This window comes from Thiomicrorhabdus marina, assembly GCF_017571465.1.
GTDB classification, from domain to species: domain Bacteria; phylum Pseudomonadota; class Gammaproteobacteria; order Thiomicrospirales; family Thiomicrospiraceae; genus Thiomicrorhabdus; species Thiomicrorhabdus marina.
Genome location: NZ_JAGETV010000007.1, coordinates 78210 through 96319, shown reverse-complemented (window position 1 = coordinate 96319; position 18110 = coordinate 78210). Strand labels below are relative to the sequence as shown.

15 protein-coding genes and 1 tRNA gene are annotated in these 18110 nt (G+C 45.7%); 8 read left to right on the top strand and 8 right to left on the bottom strand.

What is annotated here, in order from left to right; all coding sequences use genetic code 11:
- Positions 1–226 precede the first annotated feature (226 nt).
- From J3998_RS05905 to J3998_RS05895, 3 genes are all read right to left on the bottom strand, one after another.
- Positions 227–1183 (bottom strand): ribose-phosphate pyrophosphokinase, encoded by a 957-nt coding sequence (locus J3998_RS05905; RefSeq protein ID WP_208148553.1) that lies wholly within the window; start codon positions 1181–1183, stop codon positions 227–229.
- A gap of 56 nt (positions 1184–1239) precedes the next feature.
- Positions 1240–1314: transfer RNA gene (locus J3998_RS05900), tRNA-Gln, on the bottom strand.
- 112 nt (positions 1315–1426) lie between these two features.
- Positions 1427–3277 (bottom strand): tetratricopeptide repeat protein, encoded by a 1851-nt coding sequence (locus tag J3998_RS05895; RefSeq protein WP_208148552.1) that lies wholly within the window; start codon positions 3275–3277, stop codon positions 1427–1429.
- Between the two features lie 403 nt (positions 3278–3680).
- Between J3998_RS05895 and hemA the strand changes: the two genes are divergently transcribed.
- From hemA to J3998_RS05875, 4 genes are all read left to right on the top strand, one after another.
- The gene (hemA, locus tag J3998_RS05890; RefSeq protein ID WP_208148551.1) at positions 3681–4958 is read left to right on the top strand and encodes a glutamyl-tRNA reductase; all 1278 of its coding nucleotides are present in this window, start codon (positions 3681–3683) and stop codon (positions 4956–4958) included.
- 71 nt (positions 4959–5029) lie between these two features.
- On the top strand, positions 5030–6118 hold the full coding sequence (gene prfA, locus J3998_RS05885; RefSeq protein WP_208148550.1) for a peptide chain release factor 1: 1089 nt from the start codon (positions 5030–5032) through the stop codon (positions 6116–6118).
- Positions 6119–6122: 4 nt separating this feature from the next.
- On the top strand, positions 6123–6983 hold the full coding sequence (gene prmC, locus J3998_RS05880; RefSeq protein WP_208148549.1) for a peptide chain release factor N(5)-glutamine methyltransferase: 861 nt from the start codon (positions 6123–6125) through the stop codon (positions 6981–6983).
- A gap of 8 nt (positions 6984–6991) precedes the next feature.
- Positions 6992–7750 carry a HesA/MoeB/ThiF family protein gene (locus tag J3998_RS05875; protein WP_208148548.1) on the top strand — a complete coding sequence of 253 codons (759 nt, stop codon included), beginning with the start codon at positions 6992–6994 and terminating at the stop codon, positions 7748–7750.
- A gap of 24 nt (positions 7751–7774) precedes the next feature.
- On the opposite strand, the gene J3998_RS05870 is transcribed toward J3998_RS05875, so the two are convergent.
- The 4 genes from J3998_RS05870 to J3998_RS05855 all read right to left on the bottom strand — a co-directional run bounded on the left by J3998_RS05870 (position 7775) and on the right by J3998_RS05855 (position 12157).
- Positions 7775–8512 (bottom strand): OmpA/MotB family protein, encoded by a 738-nt coding sequence (locus J3998_RS05870; RefSeq protein WP_208148547.1) that lies wholly within the window; start codon positions 8510–8512, stop codon positions 7775–7777.
- Positions 8513–8515: 3 nt separating this feature from the next.
- On the bottom strand, positions 8516–9358 hold the full coding sequence (locus J3998_RS05865; protein WP_208148546.1) for a motility-associated protein: 843 nt from the start codon (positions 9356–9358) through the stop codon (positions 8516–8518).
- A gap of 242 nt (positions 9359–9600) precedes the next feature.
- Complete coding sequence (gene parC, locus J3998_RS05860; protein WP_208148545.1) at positions 9601–11832, bottom strand: DNA topoisomerase IV subunit A; 2232 nt, start codon at positions 11830–11832, stop codon at positions 9601–9603.
- A gap of 34 nt (positions 11833–11866) precedes the next feature.
- Complete coding sequence (locus tag J3998_RS05855) at positions 11867–12157, bottom strand: heavy-metal-associated domain-containing protein (protein ID WP_208148544.1); 291 nt, start codon at positions 12155–12157, stop codon at positions 11867–11869.
- Positions 12158–12353: 196 nt separating this feature from the next.
- On the opposite strand from J3998_RS05855, the gene J3998_RS05850 reads away from it, so the two are divergent.
- From J3998_RS05850 to J3998_RS05835, 4 genes are all read left to right on the top strand, one after another.
- Positions 12354–13796 carry a protein adenylyltransferase SelO gene (locus J3998_RS05850; protein WP_208148543.1) on the top strand — a complete coding sequence of 481 codons (1443 nt, stop codon included), beginning with the start codon at positions 12354–12356 and terminating at the stop codon, positions 13794–13796.
- A gap of 75 nt (positions 13797–13871) precedes the next feature.
- Positions 13872–14243 (top strand): PilZ domain-containing protein, encoded by a 372-nt coding sequence (locus tag J3998_RS05845; RefSeq protein ID WP_208148542.1) that lies wholly within the window; start codon positions 13872–13874, stop codon positions 14241–14243.
- 39 nt (positions 14244–14282) lie between these two features.
- Positions 14283–14633, top strand: a complete 351-nt coding sequence (locus J3998_RS05840) for a PilZ domain-containing protein (protein WP_208148541.1) — start codon at positions 14283–14285, stop codon at positions 14631–14633.
- Positions 14634–14831: 198 nt separating this feature from the next.
- Positions 14832–17141, top strand: a complete 2310-nt coding sequence (locus tag J3998_RS05835) for a methyl-accepting chemotaxis protein (protein WP_208148540.1) — start codon at positions 14832–14834, stop codon at positions 17139–17141.
- Between the two features lie 193 nt (positions 17142–17334).
- Here J3998_RS05835 and J3998_RS05830 read toward each other — a convergent pair whose 3' ends face one another.
- Positions 17335–17901 (bottom strand): hypothetical protein, encoded by a 567-nt coding sequence (locus tag J3998_RS05830; protein ID WP_208148539.1) that lies wholly within the window; start codon positions 17899–17901, stop codon positions 17335–17337.
- Between the last annotated feature and the right edge of the window lie 209 nt (positions 17902–18110).

Genomic DNA, 18110 nt, shown 5'->3' with positions numbered 1-18110 from the left:
TCCAAAGTAGATAAGCGTTTAATGCATGCTTATCAAATTAATAAAACTCGTGTTCGCGACCAAACACAAGCAGAGCGCGGATTATACTAAAATTCCAAAAAATTTCCACTGCTTTTTCAATACCTTAGCCAAAAAGAAAAAGCCTGTAAGAATAACCTTTGATTACAAAATGCCTAAAACGCAAAAAGCGCCTAAAAAGGCGCTTTATAAGGAGTTCGATAACGGCTTAATGCTTCATTAACGCCGTTACCGACTCTTCTAAGTTAATGCGACGGATAGTTTCGCCTAGCAACTCCGCAACGCTGACGCGACGGATTTTTTCGCACTTACGTGCCGCATCGCTTTCCGGAATCGAGTCGGTAACCACCAATTCTTTCAAGACCGAGCCTTGAATATTTTCAACTGCCGGGCCGGAAAGTACCGCATGCACAACATAAGCTGAAACACTTTTAGCGCCACGTTCCATTAAAGCGCCTGCCGCCTTACAAAGCGTACCTGCGGTATCGACCATATCATCAATAATAATACAGTCACGCCCTTCAATCTCACCAATGATATTCATCACTTGTGCAACATTCGCTTTTGGACGACGCTTATCGATAATCGCCATATCAGCGTCAATCGCTTTCGCAACCGCACGAGCACGTACCACGCCACCCATATCCGGTGAAACAATAGTTACATTCTGCAAATCCTGAGTTTGGTTCATATCTTCAACCAAAAGCGGAGAACCGTAGATATTATCTACCGGGATATTGAAGAAACCTTGGATCTGGTCAGCGTGCAAGTCAACAGTTACTACACGGTCAGCACCGGCTGAGGTAATCATATCAGCGGATAAACGCGCTGTGATTGGAACACGTGCAGAGTGAGGGCGACGGTCTTGGCGAGCAAAACCATAATAGGGGATTACAGCTGTAATACGTCCGGCTGAAGCACGTTTTAGCGCATCAATCATCACCAGCATTTCCATTAGGTTAACTGCAGGTTCTGGAGTACAGGTAGGCTGTAAAACGTAAACATCCTGTCCACGAACAGATTCTTTTATTTCGACCATGATTTCGCCGTCGCTGAAACGACCAACGTCCGCTTTGCCGAGTGGGATATCTAAATATTCAGAGATCTTTTCTGCTAGACTGACATTTGCGTTTCCCGCAAAAATCATGACATTTTTTGTAGCCATTTAAGGCGCTCCTGTTCAGAGGAAAAAATGATTTGGGGAATTCGGAAGGCAGATAATGGCAGGGATAGCAGGATTCGAACCTGCGGTACACTGGATCAAAACCAGATGCCTTACCACTTGGCCATATCCCTGTTGTATCTGTGTCATTCGAGACAGGTGCGTATGATACAGCCATTTTTTGAAAGTTCAACATTTTTTTAGAAAAAATTCGGCAAACTTTATGACCTTATACCACGCTACTTATCAACTACCTTTCTGAATCCATTCTTGTAAATTCGTAAACTCTTGATTTTTCTTAAAACGCTCGGAAAATTCATCCCATAACGCTTGCGCTTTGCCTTTCATCCCCGCCATCCAGTAGGCACGAATCAAATGCTCGCCAACCACTTCATCGTCTTTGACGGCGTAAGCTTTTTCCAGATAAGGCACCGCGTCTGCATACCGTTTTTGTTGAAATAGAACCCAACCCATACTATCAAGAATGAAAAAGTTATCCGGCTCTATTTGCAAAGCACGCTCAATTAAAAGCTGAGCTTGCGGCAAATTAATACCCTGCTCGGCATAGTAATAACCTAGGCCGTTCAACGCATCGACATTGTTTTCATCCAGATGCAGCAATTGTTGCATGTTTGTTTCGTAATCTGCAAAACGTTCTAAGGCATAAAAGATATTCGCCTGTTCCAACAGAGCGCGTTGATTATCTGGCTGTACATCCAATAATTGTTGTAATACATCGGCTGCTTCGGAATATTTATCTTCTAAACGCAAAAAAATCGCTTTAGCCAATAGCATCTTAACCTGATTGGCTTGTTTACTAACATCAACCTTCGCTAAACTTTGATAAGCCTTATCTTTTTCATTCTGCGAAAAATAAATCTCCGCTTGATGTAACAGCGCATCAGTTTGATAAACCGGCGATTCTACCTTGGAAAAAAACTGTAACGCTTCTTCATTTCGGCCTTCTTCTTGCAGCGCATAACCAAGATAATAATTACCAATTTCTGTATAGGCCGGAATTTCCAGCAATTCGGTAAACGCCTGTTTCGCCGGGACAAACTCTTTATTTTCTAACTGTAATAATGCCAAAGCAAACTTGGCTGAATATTGTTCAGGATTCGCATCAACAATTTTTTGATAACGCACTTGTGCATCGGCATTCATACCAGCTTGCACTTCAAGACGTGCTAGGCGTTCCTGCAATTCAATATCTTCGGGATTTTTCTCGGCATAGCTGCGGAGTTGCGCAATACCCTGCTGGTATTGCCCCATCTGCAGATAAATCTTAGCCAATAGAGTGTAAACTTGATCCCTTTCTTCAAAATCATCAAATGACAGCGACTTATTTAATCCCTCCAACGCAAGAGGATAATCTTTCTTAGCCGCAGCAATCATGCCTTGACCGAGATAACTTGCCCATTGTTGAGAATATCGCTCGACAATCAAGTTCATGAAATCCTGCGCAATCACTAAATCGCCAATCATGCCGGACACAGCACGTTTTGCAGCAACTAAAATATCCTGGTTGATATCAGCCGGAGTCAGGTCTGCATAATTCTGCCACTCTTCTAACGCCTGCGATAAATTACCGGCTCGCAAACTCAGCACAAAACTTGCACGCCAAGCATCCTCGGCTTTAGGATCCAACTTACGCCATAAAGCCACGGCCTCATTAATGTTATCAGCACTGAAAGTTGCCATAGCGACATTAAAGGAGTGCTTGGCAATTTCCGTATCTTGCGTCTCTTCTGCCAGTTGATAATAGATCTGATAAGCCTGACCGGTTAAACCGCGCTTAAGACGCATTTCAGCTTGCAGTAACATAAACATCTGCTCGGCAGTCAGACGTTTATCGGAAATAAAATTATGAATTGGCTCAACCGCCGCTATAACAGAATCCGTTTTCTCACTGACCTCTTTACTCGGTTCCGCTTGCTCACTATTAGCCAAATTAATCACAGGGGCATTATTTTTCTCAATACCTGCATCTACCGATGCACAACCTTGTATACCGAGCAAACTGGCGCAAAGTACCAATGAACGAATCGCAGTCGGTTTAAAAGGTAGAGGTATAAACTGTGGCAATTTTGTTTTCATAATGTCTCAAATGTTAAAGCTATAGACGAGCGGTCATTAAGTTTAGAAGTGATGAAAAATGATGCTTATAAAGCACTTCTGGTCACAGAATACGACAGATTTGAACCAGGTTCACGAGAACCATCTTTTCAGGTCTACTGCAAAACTGCAATCTTAATATTGTAACGATAAGTAAAAAGGTTAACTGCCATCAATCTTGGGGAAACCTTGAATATTCCTACGTAGAGCGATTTATCGCATTTTTTCACCTTGCCCGATATGCCTAAATAAATGATTCCATTACCGAAGCAACGACAATGCCGGGCGATAGACAAAAACTTGCAATTATGTCGATAATTTAGCAGAATTACGCCTCTTTGGATGCGTCTGCATACGCTTTTTGGGTCAACGGTAAACACTTAATATGAAGCTAATCACTCTCGGTGTCAATCACGAAACGGCTCCTGTCGATATCCGTGAAACCGTATCGTTTACCCCTGACTTAGCCAAAAAAGCCTTTCAAGAACTGAAAGCGCAATCCTTAGTTTCCGAATGCATTATCCTTTCTACCTGCAATCGCACCGAGATTTACAGCACTCAGAAGAACGAAGCTGACGTTGAAAAAATTCGCCAATGGCTACATGATTTTTTTAATTTACCGGAACGTAGTATCGAGCCATTCCTATACCAACATCAAGACATTGATGCGGTTAAGCACATTATGCGTGTTGCTTCAGGTTTGAACTCCCTAGTACTAGGTGAACCGCAGATTTTCGGACAGATTAAAGACGCCTACAATGCTGCGCACAAGAATGACGGCATCCACCAAACTATGGACACGCTGTTCCAGCACATCTTTAAAACCGTCAAGCAAGTCCGTACCGACACCGCTATCGGCACTAGCCCGGTTTCAGTCGCATTCTCGGCTGTTTCGCTTTCTAAACAGTTCTTTGGTGATCTTAGCGAACAAACGGCTGTTTTGCTCGGTGCCGGTGAGACGATCGAATTAGTGGCACGTCATTTAAAAGAAGCCAATATCGGCAAGCTGATTATCGCTAACCGTACATACGAACGCGCCCATCGTCTGGCGGAAAGCGTTGCCGGTTACGGTATTCAGTTAGAAGAGTTAGACGACCACCTTCATGAAGCGGATATTGTTATCGGCTCGACCGGTAGCCCTTATGCGATTCTAAAACGCGACCAAGTTAAGCAAGCCTTAAAGAAACGCAAAAACCGTCCGATGTTTATGGTTGATATTGCCGTGCCACGAGACATTGAAGCCAGCATCGGCAATTTAGACAATGTTTATCTATATACCGTCGATGACCTGCAAGAGATTATCGAGAGCAATAAACAATCGCGCCAAAGCGCCGCCCTGCAAGCCGAAGAAATCATCGATCTGCAAGCGGAAAACTTCATGGCGCAACAAAACGCCATCGCGCAGGTTAAACCGATTATCCAAGAGTATCGCCAACAAGCGATGCAGATTAAAGAACAAGCGTTAGAACACGCCTTGCATCAAATTGAACAAGGCAATGATATCGAAGACGTCATTAAACGTCTTGCCAATCAATTGACCAACCGTCTACTACATACTCCGACTGCCAAGCTGAATAAAGCCGGTCTGGAAGGCGATCAGAACCTTATCGATAATGCCGCACAGCTACTTATCTGCCGTGACGATCCGGTCTGCAAAAAATAGCTAGGCCAACTCGCCGTACCTCCTGCACGGCAGCATTCACCCTATTCATACAAATTTAAGAGATAACCACCGTGAAACAGTCGATTCGCATAAAACTAGAAACCTTAGTGGAACGCCTTGAAGAGCTAAACCACCTGATTTCCGATCCGGATGTCATGGCTGATATGAACAAATTCACAGCACTGACTAAAGAGCATGCACAATTGACGCCAGTGGTGGAGACATTCAATTCCTATATTAGTGCCGAAAGCGACTTGAATGAAGCCGACGAAATGCTCCGTTCCGGCGATCCAGAGATGGCAGAAATGGCTAAGGAAGAAATTCCTGAACTGAAAGCGGCGATTGAAGGTTTCGAACAAGATTTGCAGAAAATGCTGCTACCGAAAGATCCTCGCGATGAGTCCAATATCTTCTTGGAAGTACGTGCCGGTACCGGTGGAGACGAAGCCGCGATTTTCGCCGGCGACCTGTTCAAAATGTATTCTCGTTATGCAGAATCGATGAAATGGAAGGTCGAAGTCATCAACTCCAATGAAGGCGAGCATGGCGGTTATAAAGAGATTATCGCGCGTATTATCGGTGCCGGCGCTTATTCGCGCTTGAAGTTTGAATCCGGCGCACATCGCGTACAACGTGTACCAGCCACTGAAACTCAAGGCCGTGTCCATACTTCAGCAGCAACGGTGGTTATCATGGCGGAAGCACCGGATGTCGAACAGGTCGAACTGAATCCGTCCGACCTAAAAGTGGATACTTTCCGTGCCTCGGGTGCAGGTGGTCAGCACGTTAACAAAACCGATTCAGCAATCCGTATCACTCACTTGCCGACCGGCACAGTAGTGGAATGTCAAGATGAACGTTCGCAGCACAAAAACCGTGCCCGTGCCATGTCGCTTTTGGCAGCACGTATTATGGATACCAAACAGCAAGCACACGATGCTGAAATCGCCCAAGAGCGTAAGAGCTTAGTCGGCAGCGGTGACCGTTCAGAACGAATTCGCACCTACAATTATCCGCAGGGCCGCGTCACCGACCACCGCATCAACCTAACCCTTTATAAATTGGATGAAGTGATGAACGGCGGCTTGAATCATGTCATTGACCCGCTGATTCAGGAACATCAAGCGGAACAGCTTGCCTCATTGAACGCAGACAGCTAAATAGATGCAGGTCGGCTATTCCATTGAGCAGGTGCTGACACAAGGTTCTCAAGCCATGGAGCCTTGTGCCTTTGTCGATTCTCCAAAACTGGAAGCTGAAATCCTGCTGGCACATCTGCTCGATAAAGACCGCACCTATCTATACACTTGGCCGGAAAAAATTGTCGATAATGATGTCGTCGTACAGTTTCGCAATTTATGTCGTGAACGCATGCTCGGCAAACCGATTGCCCACCTGATTGGTGAACGCGAGTTTTGGGGGTTAAGCCTTAAAGTCACGCCAGACACGCTTATCCCGCGTCCAGACACTGAAACCCTAGTGGAAACCGCACTGCAACTTCTCGCCGACAAACCGCAAGCAGAGATTGCCGATTTAGGTACCGGCACCGGTGCTATTGCCCTAGCACTAAAATCCGAATTGCCACATGCCACTATCAGCGCCGTCGATTTTTCTGAAGCCGCGCTGGCCGTCGCTAAGAACAACAGCGAAACTCTAAACCTCCCGATTACCTGCTTACACGGCTCTTGGTGCGAACCTTTGGCCGGTAAACAATTTGACCTTATTGCCAGCAACCCACCCTACATTGAAGAACAAGACCCGCATCTTGAGCAAGGCGATGTACGCTTTGAACCGATTACCGCTTTAACTTCTGGCGCCGATGGACTGGACGATATTCGCTTGATTAGCGAACAAGCCAAAGCGCACCTCAAAGCAGCGGGCTGGTTGCTAATTGAGCACGGGTATAATCAAGCACAAGCGGTGCAAGAAATTCTGCGCCAAGACGGTTATATCAATATCGAAAGCCGCCAAGATTACGGCACTAATGACCGCATTACTTTCGGGCAGATGCCAAGCAGCAAATAGGACGGATTATGAATCCCAATAAAACCGAACTAAGTAACGAAGAACTTTCACGCTACAGCCGCCAAATTCTAATGCCGGAAATCGACTACAGCGGTCAACTGACCTTGGCGCAGTCGCACGCGGTGATTTTCGGTTTAGGAGGTCTAGGCTCGCCGGCATCGCTTTATCTGGCTGCCGCTGGCATTGGCAAACTAACGCTGGTCGATTTCGATGAAGTCGATGACTCCAATCTGCAACGTCAAATCGTGCATCGCGAACTCAATGTCGGCCAAGCAAAAGTCGCCTCGGCAAAAAGCAATTTAGCCCAACTAAACCGCCTAATTGAGATTGCAACTATCGACCGCAAATTAAGTGAAGAAGAGATACAAGAATTGGTTATCAGTGCTGATGTGGTTCTGGATTGTACCGATAATTTCGCGTCGCGCTTTGCCCTGAACCGCACTTGTCACAAAGCACAAAAGCCGTTGATTTCCGGTGCGGCAATTCGCTGGGAAGGTCAACTGAGCACCTATGATTTCCGCAATCCTGACAGCCCATGTTATCAATGCCTTTACTCGGAAGACAGCGGTCAAGAACTGACCTGTTCACAAAATGGCGTACTGTCGCCCGTGGTCGGCATGGTCGGTTCGATGCAGGCAATCGAGGCGGTCAAAGCGCTGCTTGGCTTACCGACTCTAACAGGAAAGCTAATGATTATTGACGCTTACACAATGATGATTCGCACCCTAAATCTGAAAAAAGACCCAGAGTGCCAGCACTGCTCTTAAACAAAGAAAACTCACAATAATAAATTACTGGACGCGTCCGGCTTTAAACGGATTACCTTGCGGCTCGCTAACCGGCTTCTCTGTTTCCTCCGGATACTTATCTACAAAGATAATCACCCGACGATTCAACGAGCGACCATAAGCCGTGTCATTATCCGCCACAGGATTATTATCCGCCTTACCGGAAATAGTTATTTGTGATGAAGCCAACCCCATATAAATAAAAGTTCTGGCAACCGTCGCTGCACGCCCTGCCGACAACTCCCAATTAGATGGATAGACGAGATTACTAATGGGAATATTATCGGTATAACCGGTGATGGTAATCGCCTGATCACGACCAGCTAAGGTCTCGCCCAGCACCTCTAACTGTTCACGCGTAGCGTCGGTAATGGTGGCGCGACCGCTCTCGAAAAAGCTATCCGAGTGTAAAGTGATTTTCAAGTAGTCGGCAGTCTCTTCGATTTCAACATCTTTCGGATTCACGTCCTTAAGCGCTTTCTCGACTTCATCGCGGCTAACCGGAGGCTTCATCTCCAGATCAATCAACTCAACTTGCGGCGTAAACAGTTGTTGATCATCGACTTCGGCACCTATTGGCGGTTCACCTTGCATGGCATTGACAAAAGCTTGACGGTCTTTAGGATCGACAATCGAAATCAGCCACAGAACTAAGAACAACACCATCAGGACGGTCATTAAATCCGCGAGAGCTATTTTCCATGAACCTCCGTGCGCGCCGCCTTCATCCATATCCGACATACATTATTCCTCATCCGGCCTTGGAACAGCGAACTCCGGCGGCACAATCTGACGACCAATTTCCACCGATAAACTCGGCGATACACCGTTAGCATAAGATTCCATAAATGAGGCCGCCATTTCAAACAAATTTCTATCCTGACGAATCATCACTTCTATAGCATGCACAAACGGCGCCATCACTGCAAAAGCGACAAAGACTCCCGTTAGAGTACCAACCAGAGCGGCTCCTATAGCACCACCAATCACAGCAACATCCATATCACCGCCTAGCATATCCATGGTCAGAATAACGCCCATAACCGCGGCGACAATCCCAAAACCCGGTAACCAATCGGCAACCTTACCGGCAGCACGCGGCACTTCCATCATTGAGTTAATCATGGCACTAATCTGACGGTGCAAATGGTCATGAAAATTCTGTGACGCAGGCGGGTTTAATAATAAGTAGCTGAAATTTTCAGTGATGAACTTCTTCAAGTCAGGATGCTTCAAAACACGAGAATATTGCGAGAAAATAGGACTATCTTCCGGCGCCAAAAGATGCTTTTCCAATGCCAAAACACCGGAACTGCGAGATAGGCGAGATAACTCTTCCAATAGCGCCAAGGTCTCTTGATAAAGCTCTTTGGAAACACGGTCTCCGGCAAAGTAGCGTCCGAGAAAACGCATGGTACGCATCCAGACATTGACTGGTGTTGAAGCCATAAAGGCACCAATCGCAATCCCTAAAATGACCACCAATTCAGATGGATGCCACAAAGCGGCGAGGTTTCCACCCATCATCACAAAACCACCTAAAAAGCTGGCGATGATAATCAAGATGGCAATCGGTTTAGCAATCATAAGCGACCTATAAACGACTTACATGAGACATATAAGACAACGAAAGCGCGGAGTGCGCCCTTCTAAAAAATTGACGTAAAAGAGTTAACGGCCATAAGCAAAAATCTTTAGCATAGACCAGAAATTGAATTAAGCAATTGCTGTACCAGAAGTTATAACACCCAATCAGACAGCGCTTCTGACTAATTACGGTCAACCTAATTTACTCTTAATTATCATCAACTTAAAAGCGACTAGCAGACCTAGTTTTCCACCTTGTCGATCGCGATGACTTTTTTCAGGGTACGCGGCAAAACAATGCCGCGTTTAGCGCGCGAACCCAAAGCTTCTTGCAGTGCAGTCGGCCCGAACTGCTTTTCATACTTATCCGTTCTTAAGGTCAGTTTATCGTTTTCGTTAAAGGCCAAGACCGCATTGACCTCTTCGCCTTTTGGTAGTTGAATCAATTTATTGCCCTTGCCCTTCGCCAACTCCGGCAATTCCTCCATCGGAAACACCAATAAACGCGGTTCACTGGTAACCACCGCCAACAATGGATTATCGGCAACCGCTGAAGGCGTCAATACCTTGGCACCTTTTGGTAAGGTAATCATCGCTTTACCGGCTTTGTTTTTCGAATAGAGATTTTCAAACTCGGTAACAAAGCCATAACCAGCACTACTTGCCAGTACAAATTTGTCTTTCGGATTCGCTAACAGCACCTTCGTAAAGCTGCTATTGACAGAGGGTTTTAAGCTACCGGTTAATGGTTCACCATGCGAACGTGCCGACGGTAAACTATGCGCCGGCAGTGAATAGCTTCGTCCAGTCGTATCGAGGAATACAGCCATTTGCCGACTCTGCCCGCTCGACTGCGCCAAGAAAGAATCACCGGACTTATAACCAAGATTTTGACCGTCAATATCGTGGCCTTTGGCAGCGCGCACCCAACCATTTTCGGATAAGACAACAGTCACCGCTTCCGACGGCAATAAGTCTTGCTCGCTCATCGCTTGCGCGCCTTTGGCTTCGATTAACGGCGAATTTCGCTCGTCGCCATACTCTTCGGCATCGGCCAATAATTCTTTTTTCACCAAGGTTTTCAATCGCGCTGCCGAACCGAGAATCTTCTCTAACTTATCGCGCTCTTTCGCTAATTCTTCCTGCTCGCCGCGAATTTTCATCTCTTCGAGTTTCGCCAAGTGACGAAGTTTTAATTCCAATACCGCTTCCGCTTGAATATCGGTCAAACCAAAACGTTCCATTAGTACCGGTTTTGGCTTGTCCTCTTCACGGATAATAGCAATCACTTCATCAATATTCAGGAAGGCAATCAACAAACCGTCCAAAATATGCAAGCGAGCCAACACCTTATCCAATCGATATTGCAAACGTCGGCGTACGGTCTCTTGACGATACTCCAGCCATTCGCTCAGCATCATATGCAAATTCTTGACCTGCGGACGACCGTTCAGACCGATAACATTGAAGTTGGCGCGATAGCTCTTTTCCAAATCCGTCGTCGCGAACAAATGCAACATAGTGGTTTCGACATCAACACGTTTGGAACGGAGTTCAACCACTAAACGCACCGGATTTTCATGATCCGATTCATCACGCAAATCCACTACCATCGGCAGTTTCTTAGCACGCATTTGGGTTGCGATTTGTTCTAAAACCTTGGAACCGGAAACCTGATAAGGCAAAGCATCGACCACCACATTGACGCCGTCTTCGACCTGATAACCGGCACGCTGTTTAATTGAACCCTGACCGGTCTGATACATTTTCTTCAGCTCGTCGGCGCTACTGATAATCTGCGCTTTGTTCGGATAATCCGGCCCGGGCAAATATTCCAGCAACTCTTCCAAGGTAATCTTTGGCGATTCAAGCAGTGCCACACAGGCATTAATCAGTTCACGCAAATTATGCGGAGGGATGTCGGTCGCCATACCGACAGCAATGCCCGAAGTGCCGTTCAGTAGCACATGCGGCACACGCGACGGCAAAATAGTCGGTTCATCCATGGTGCCGTCAAAGTTCGGTGTCCAATCGACCGTACCTTGGCCAATTTCCTGCAAAAGCAACTGGCTGAATTTCGACAAGCGGGATTCGGTATAACGCATCGCCGCAAACGATTTCGGATCATCCAGAGAACCCCAGTTACCCTGTCCATCAATCAACGGATAACGATAGGAGAAATCCTGCGCCATCAACACCATCGCCTCGTAGCAAGCAGAATCACCATGCGGATGGAATTTACCAAGTACGTCACCGACAGTACGCGCCGATTTTTTGAATTTAGCCGTTGCCTTTAACCCCAATTCAGACATGGCGTACAGAATGCGTCGTTGTACCGGTTTCAGGCCATCGCCGATATGCGGCAAGGCGCGATCCAGAATGACATACATCGCATAATCCAAATACGCCTGTTCGGCAAAATCGGCAACACTGCGTTGCTCGACACCATCGTAATTCATTGTGGTTTGATCCACGCCTTATCCCCTCTATCCAGAAAGCAATGCTGTTTTATTCTGAGTCCGACATCTTACCAACTGCGCAAGAGACAAATGATTTAGCCTTTGCGCCCATAGCACGAGCACCTTCCACCGAACCGGTTTCCGGATAACCCATTTTTAATAATGCCGCTTTAACTTCGATTAGAATTTGTCCAGAATCATCATCGCTTTGAAAAGCAACCATACCTTGTTCAATATCGACCTGTACGTCACTCAGTTGCTCTATCTGATTTAGCTTTTTGCTAATCGAACCGGCGCAACCGCCGCACTTGATATTATCAACCTGTAATTGATATTCCATCTCGGCCTCCTTTCGCTAACCAAATAAGCGATAAAAATTTGAATCTCAGCATTTTAGCTTAGCATAAGGCCTGTTGAAAATTCATATTTGACTCTGTTTCGGCTGAAAAATTCAGCAATCAAGGCGCTCTGATCGCAGTTAAGCTCACAAAATTCGATAGAATAAGCATTTCTCATCCATCGCCAATGACCTCAACATGAATCACTTCACTAACCACTACAGACAACTACCAAGCCATTTCTACCAAGTCATCAGCCCTGAACCGTTGATTGATGCTCGCTTAGTGCACTACAACCGTTCTCTCGCAGCAGAGATTGGTATCGATTTAAACGATCAGCAAATCCGCCAACTGACCAGTGGCGAAGCAATGCCGGAAGACTTCACCCCCTTGGCGCAAAAATATACCGGCCACCAGTTCGGTTACTACAATCCGGATTTAGGCGATGGACGCGGTTTATTACTCGGACAAACATTACACAATGATCGCTCGTGGGATTTGCATCTAAAAGGCGCTGGCATGACGCCTTTCTCACGTCGAGGTGACGGCCGAGCCGTTCTACGCTCCGCCGTACGTGAATATTTGATTGGCGAGGCACTACATTATCTAAATGTTCCGACCACTCGCTGTTTAAGTCTGTGCCATAGTCCAGAACCGGTCTATCGCGAAAAAATTGAAAACCGTGCTAGCTATATCCGTACCGCGAAAACCCATGTGCGCTTTGGGCATTTTGAATGGCTGGCAGAAATCAATGACCGCGCCAGCTTTATTCAGTTGGCTGACTATGTGATCGAGCTCGTCTACCCTCATCTTGCCGATGAACCGGAAAGCACCCGCTATGCAGAACTGTTACGAGAGGTTTGCATCAACACCGCGCAGATGATTGCCAAATGGCAAGCGGTCGGCTTTTGCCATGGGGTTATGAACTCGGACAATATGTCGATTGCCGGCGAGACCTTCGATTTTGGCCCTTACGCTTTTTTGGACGACTTCAAAATTCACTACATCTGTAATCATTCCGACAGCGAAGGCCGCTATGCCTATAGCCAGCAACCCAATATCGGCTTGTGGAATTGCCAAGTGCTCGGGCAAGCCTTCGCGATGTTATTAGACAGTAAGCAGATTGAACAAGCGCTGGACGCTTATGTAATTCATTACAACCAAGCTTATCTGCAAGCGATGGGAAATAAATTCGGCCTAGCAGATATTAATGAAAACGACCGCGACTTTATCGCCGACAGTCTGATCTTAATGGACCAAAGCGATATCGACTTTCATCACTTTTTCAAAAAACTGGCTTTACTTGAAAGCGAGCGTGAACAGCAATGGAATGATTTTATCGGCGACAGCAAAGCGTGGCGCGACTGGCAGCAGACTTACCTAGCCCGAACCGAAAAGCAGCAACGCGAACATCGCCAACGACAAATTCAGCAGCAGACTGTCGATTTTGTTCTGCGCAATCATATTGCACAGGAAATTATCGAAAATTGCGAAAGCGGTGATTACCAACTGCTTGCCCAAACCATGCAGTGGCTACAAACGCCAAACAACCCACCGTCAGAATTGCAAAACAATTACCGCCACTTTTTGGAACAGCCAAATGCAGCAATGAAAGGCATCGCTCTTAGCTGCTCTTCGTAAAAAATCATTTACAATACGCTTTTTGGCGAGCTTTTCGCTTAGCACCATTTATACGGCGATTTCTCAGGAGAAATTATGTCAGTAACCGAACCTTCAGGCTCTAGCACAAAATCCGCATACGAACGACGTTGCGGAGAAAGGGTCAGTATTAATCTGCCGGTGGAGTTCATCAAACCTTGTTCTTTGAACGGCAAACTGATCGATCTTTCCCTATGCGGTTGCGGTGTTTTGATGAGTGAACCGCTACAACCGAAAGACGAGTTTTTGGTACATATCAATTTACCGAGTGAGGACGGCTACATCAAAATCGATCTATCCTGCGTCGTAGCACGCTGCGACAAGGTTCGCGGTCAGTACTTAACCGGTCTGGCGTTTAATCAGATGAAGCCTTACCAAGCTTACGAGATTAACGCTTTTTTTAACTACCACCAACGCTTTGATTCATAGTCTAAGCATTCAGAAATCGGGAAACTAGGAAACACAGTAATGGATTCTATTAGTGTGAAAACCGACCGCACGGTCACTCTTATCGGTAAAAACGGCCAAGTTGCGGCAGTACTTGCCGACTTATCGATAGAAAATGCCGGTGTGCAGTCGCCACGCGGAGCAAGAGTGGGCACCGAGCTGGAACTGGTTTTCGAAATCCCTACTTCCGAATACTTCCGCACCTTAAAAATTTTAGGCAAGGTCACCCATCGACATAACAATGACAAAGGGGCATACTTAAAATTGCACTTTCAAAATATTACACCGATTCAGCGCCAATATATTCTGGAATTTATCGAATACAAACAACGCTTGGCGCAAATGAGCCAAAAGCGTCAGCCACGCTTTTAAAGCACGTTTAACTCACCCTGAAAAATTTTACTCTAAGCAACACTAACAACACTCGTAAAAGCACGCATCACAAAATTTTAACGCCTGTTATTTAGCAATTCGCACCGCTGATAAAAAGTGAATACTTATTCCCAAACAAGCCGTTTTTAAGCAGCTAGCAATAAGATATTCTTTACATTATTGACAATGGTGAACAAAATGCGCGATAACGGACCTGTCACTCAAAAAGAGCACGTGTTACCACTTGGTACCAAAATTGTTTCTCACACCGATCTCTACGGAAATATCACTGCCGTTAATGAAGCCTTCCTCGATGCCAGTGGCTACGAATGGTCGGAACTGGTTGGAGAACCACACAATATCCTGCGCCATCCAGATGTACCGGCAATAGTGTTCAAAGATTTCTGGGACACCATCCAAGCAGGTAAACCTTGGTCGCAAATCGTTAAAAACCGTTGTAAAAACGGCGATCATTACTGGGTGCATGCCAATGCAACGCCGGTATTTGAAGATGGCGAAATCACCGGTTATATGTCATTGCGCATGGCTGCAACCGAAGAAGAAAAACAACTTGCCACCTTTGCCTACAAAGAGATTGAGGCCGGTCGCATGACCATCAAAAACGGTGTGGTTCAAAGCAGCGAAACCCGCCTTAACCCACTGCGTCACTTCAACACAGCGTCATTGGTCATCCTAATTGCTGCACTGGAGATGTTTACCGCTTTTGTGCCGACTTTCTTCCCTAACATCCTTGAACTGATCCCAATATGGCTATTTGAATTACTGCAGTTCACTTTTGTCGCGTTGATAATCTTCATTATGTACAAGCACAATCAGAAACTGACATTAATAGAGAACAATCTAACCGCTATTTCCGGTGGAAAATTCGACAACCATATCGACAGTTTCGGCAGCAACCGCGTGCAAAAAATTCTCGGCCGGATTCAATCAATGCAGATTAAAATCGGGACTGATCTTGACCAAGCGCATGAAGACTTGCTTTCCGCAACACGTATCGAACAAGCCTTAAAATCCGCTAGCACAAATATTATGGTGGCTGACCGCTTCCGTAGCATTATTTTCGTCAACGACTCTTTGCAGAAAATGCTCGAAGAAGTTGAACCGGACCTACAAAAATACCTGCCAAATTTCGACAGTCAGAATCTGATTCATAAAAACATTGATGTATTTCACGTCAATCCAAGCCATCAAATCCAGATTCTCGACAATTTGAAAGACACTTACAAATCACGCATTCAAATCGGTGACGTAATTCTGGATTTAACCGTTGACCCAATCCACGACGAGCAGGGGCAACGTATCGGCTTTATCACCGAATGGAAAAACATGACTCACCAATTGGAAATTGAAAGCAATATCGAGCGAATTATTGCCGAAGCCGCACAAGGTCAATTAGCAAACAAAATCGAAACCGAACACCTTAAAGAGTTCGAGAAAGAGATTTCCAAATCGGTTAACACTCTTTTATCTAGCTTCTCAACCACGTTGAGTAATGTCTCTGCGGTTCTGAGTAAAATGAGCGAAGGGGATTTAACACAACGCATGAGCGGTGAATTCCAAGGTCAGTTGGAAACCATGAAAGTCGAGATTAACAACTCGATGACCAATATGGACTCAACCCTTAACAACATCCGCACCGGTGCGACGGAAATCGGCACTATGGCACACGAAGTTTCTACCGCCAGTGAAGACCTTTCCGAACGTACTCAACAGCAAGCAGCTAGCTTAGAAGAGACCGCTGCGAGTATGGAAGAAATTACCTCGACGACCAAACATACTGCCGACAATATGAAACTGGCAGATGAAATTTCCCGAGAAACCGCGATGACCGCACAAGAAGGCATTGAGGTTATGAAACAAACCATTACGGCAATGCATGAAGTCACCGAGATGAGTAAAAAAGTCAGCGAAATTACCGGCGTCATCGATAGCATTGCCTTCCAAACCAATCTATTAGCCTTAAATGCAGCGGTCGAAGCGGCACGAGCCGGCGAACATGGCCGCGGCTTTGCCGTAGTAGCCGGAGAAGTTCGTAGTTTAGCGCAACGCTCAGCGGAAGCAGCCAAAGATATTTCGAGCCTGATTTCCTCAACCACCACGCAAATCGAGAAAGGCACCGAACACGTTGAGCATACCAATACCGTATTTGAAGGTATGGTAGAAAAGGTCAAAAAGCTCGAATCGCTGGTTTCCGAATCTTCGCAAACCTTTTATGAACAAGCAAAAGGGATTGAACAGATTAACCTAGCGATGGCGCATCTTGACCAAGCCACTCAACAAAATGCCGCCTTAGTTGAGCAACTTTCGGCCACAGCGACCAATATGAGTGAGCAAGCCACCGACCAAGCAAACTTTATAGCCCGCTTTAAACTAAGCGAACAGAACGATGCGAAGGTAGCAGAGAAAAAACCTATTACAGCACCTAAGCCCGCTCGTTCCGAAACAACGCCAACATCGAATAGTCAGGATAACTGGGACGAGTTTTAATCGCTAAGACGAAAAAGCCTCGAAGAACATCAACATTACTCTTCGAGGCTTTTAGCAAACGCAGAACAAGTCCAAATGACCTTAGGCAAAGTAAAATTTTACAAAGCCTCTGTCTCGACTTACCCCTTCCGGCGTCGAGTTCTTCGTTTCGGCGAGGTTTTCAAGAATAGCTTCGTTGTTAGCACTCTTTAACTCAACGACAAATTCGTTGATAAGGCTGTAACACCTTATTCAATCCTTCCAAAGTAAATTGATACTGATGCTGACCGAGTGTTCGATGCTCAACCGTCACCGTGATTTGCTTACCGGTTTCTAAGCCATTCAACAACCGTGCATAAGTTTCTTGCATTAAACGCATATTCTTTTCAATTTTACCGCTATCGATTTCAAATCGAATCTGGTTTAGGTAACGATCTGCTGTCAGCTCAGCTTTTAAAATCGCCTGCAAAGGGACCATTCCGTTTTTACCGTCGAGTTGATAGCTGACACTCATAAAACGCGGCGTTTCAGAAATAATCTCATCTTCAAACAACAGCACCTGCATTGCCGGAAAAGGCGACATTGCCGAACACGTCACTCCAAAAAAAACCTCCCTATCTGGAACCTTGGTATAAGCCTCCAAATCCAAAACATCACCCTGAATATCTTGATAAAGGCTTAGATGATAAGCACCGACCTGCTCGGTTTTATCCGGCTGCGCGAAAACAGTACTGCTAACACCGCAAATGATCACGACACCAATAACAAATTGCTTAATCACTGAATTTATCCTTTTCATATTTATCCCAAATTCTACCAATGGTAGTGATCTAGAAGCTGTTGAAAATTCAGTCTTAAATTGAATTTTCAAGCGAATGATTTAATCAATACAAATCTAAAACCGTAAATTTGCTCGCCTTAGCTATTCAACTCGTTATCTGTATCTCTTTCAATGAAAGAGATAAGTATAACCACCCCCCTTATTCATGG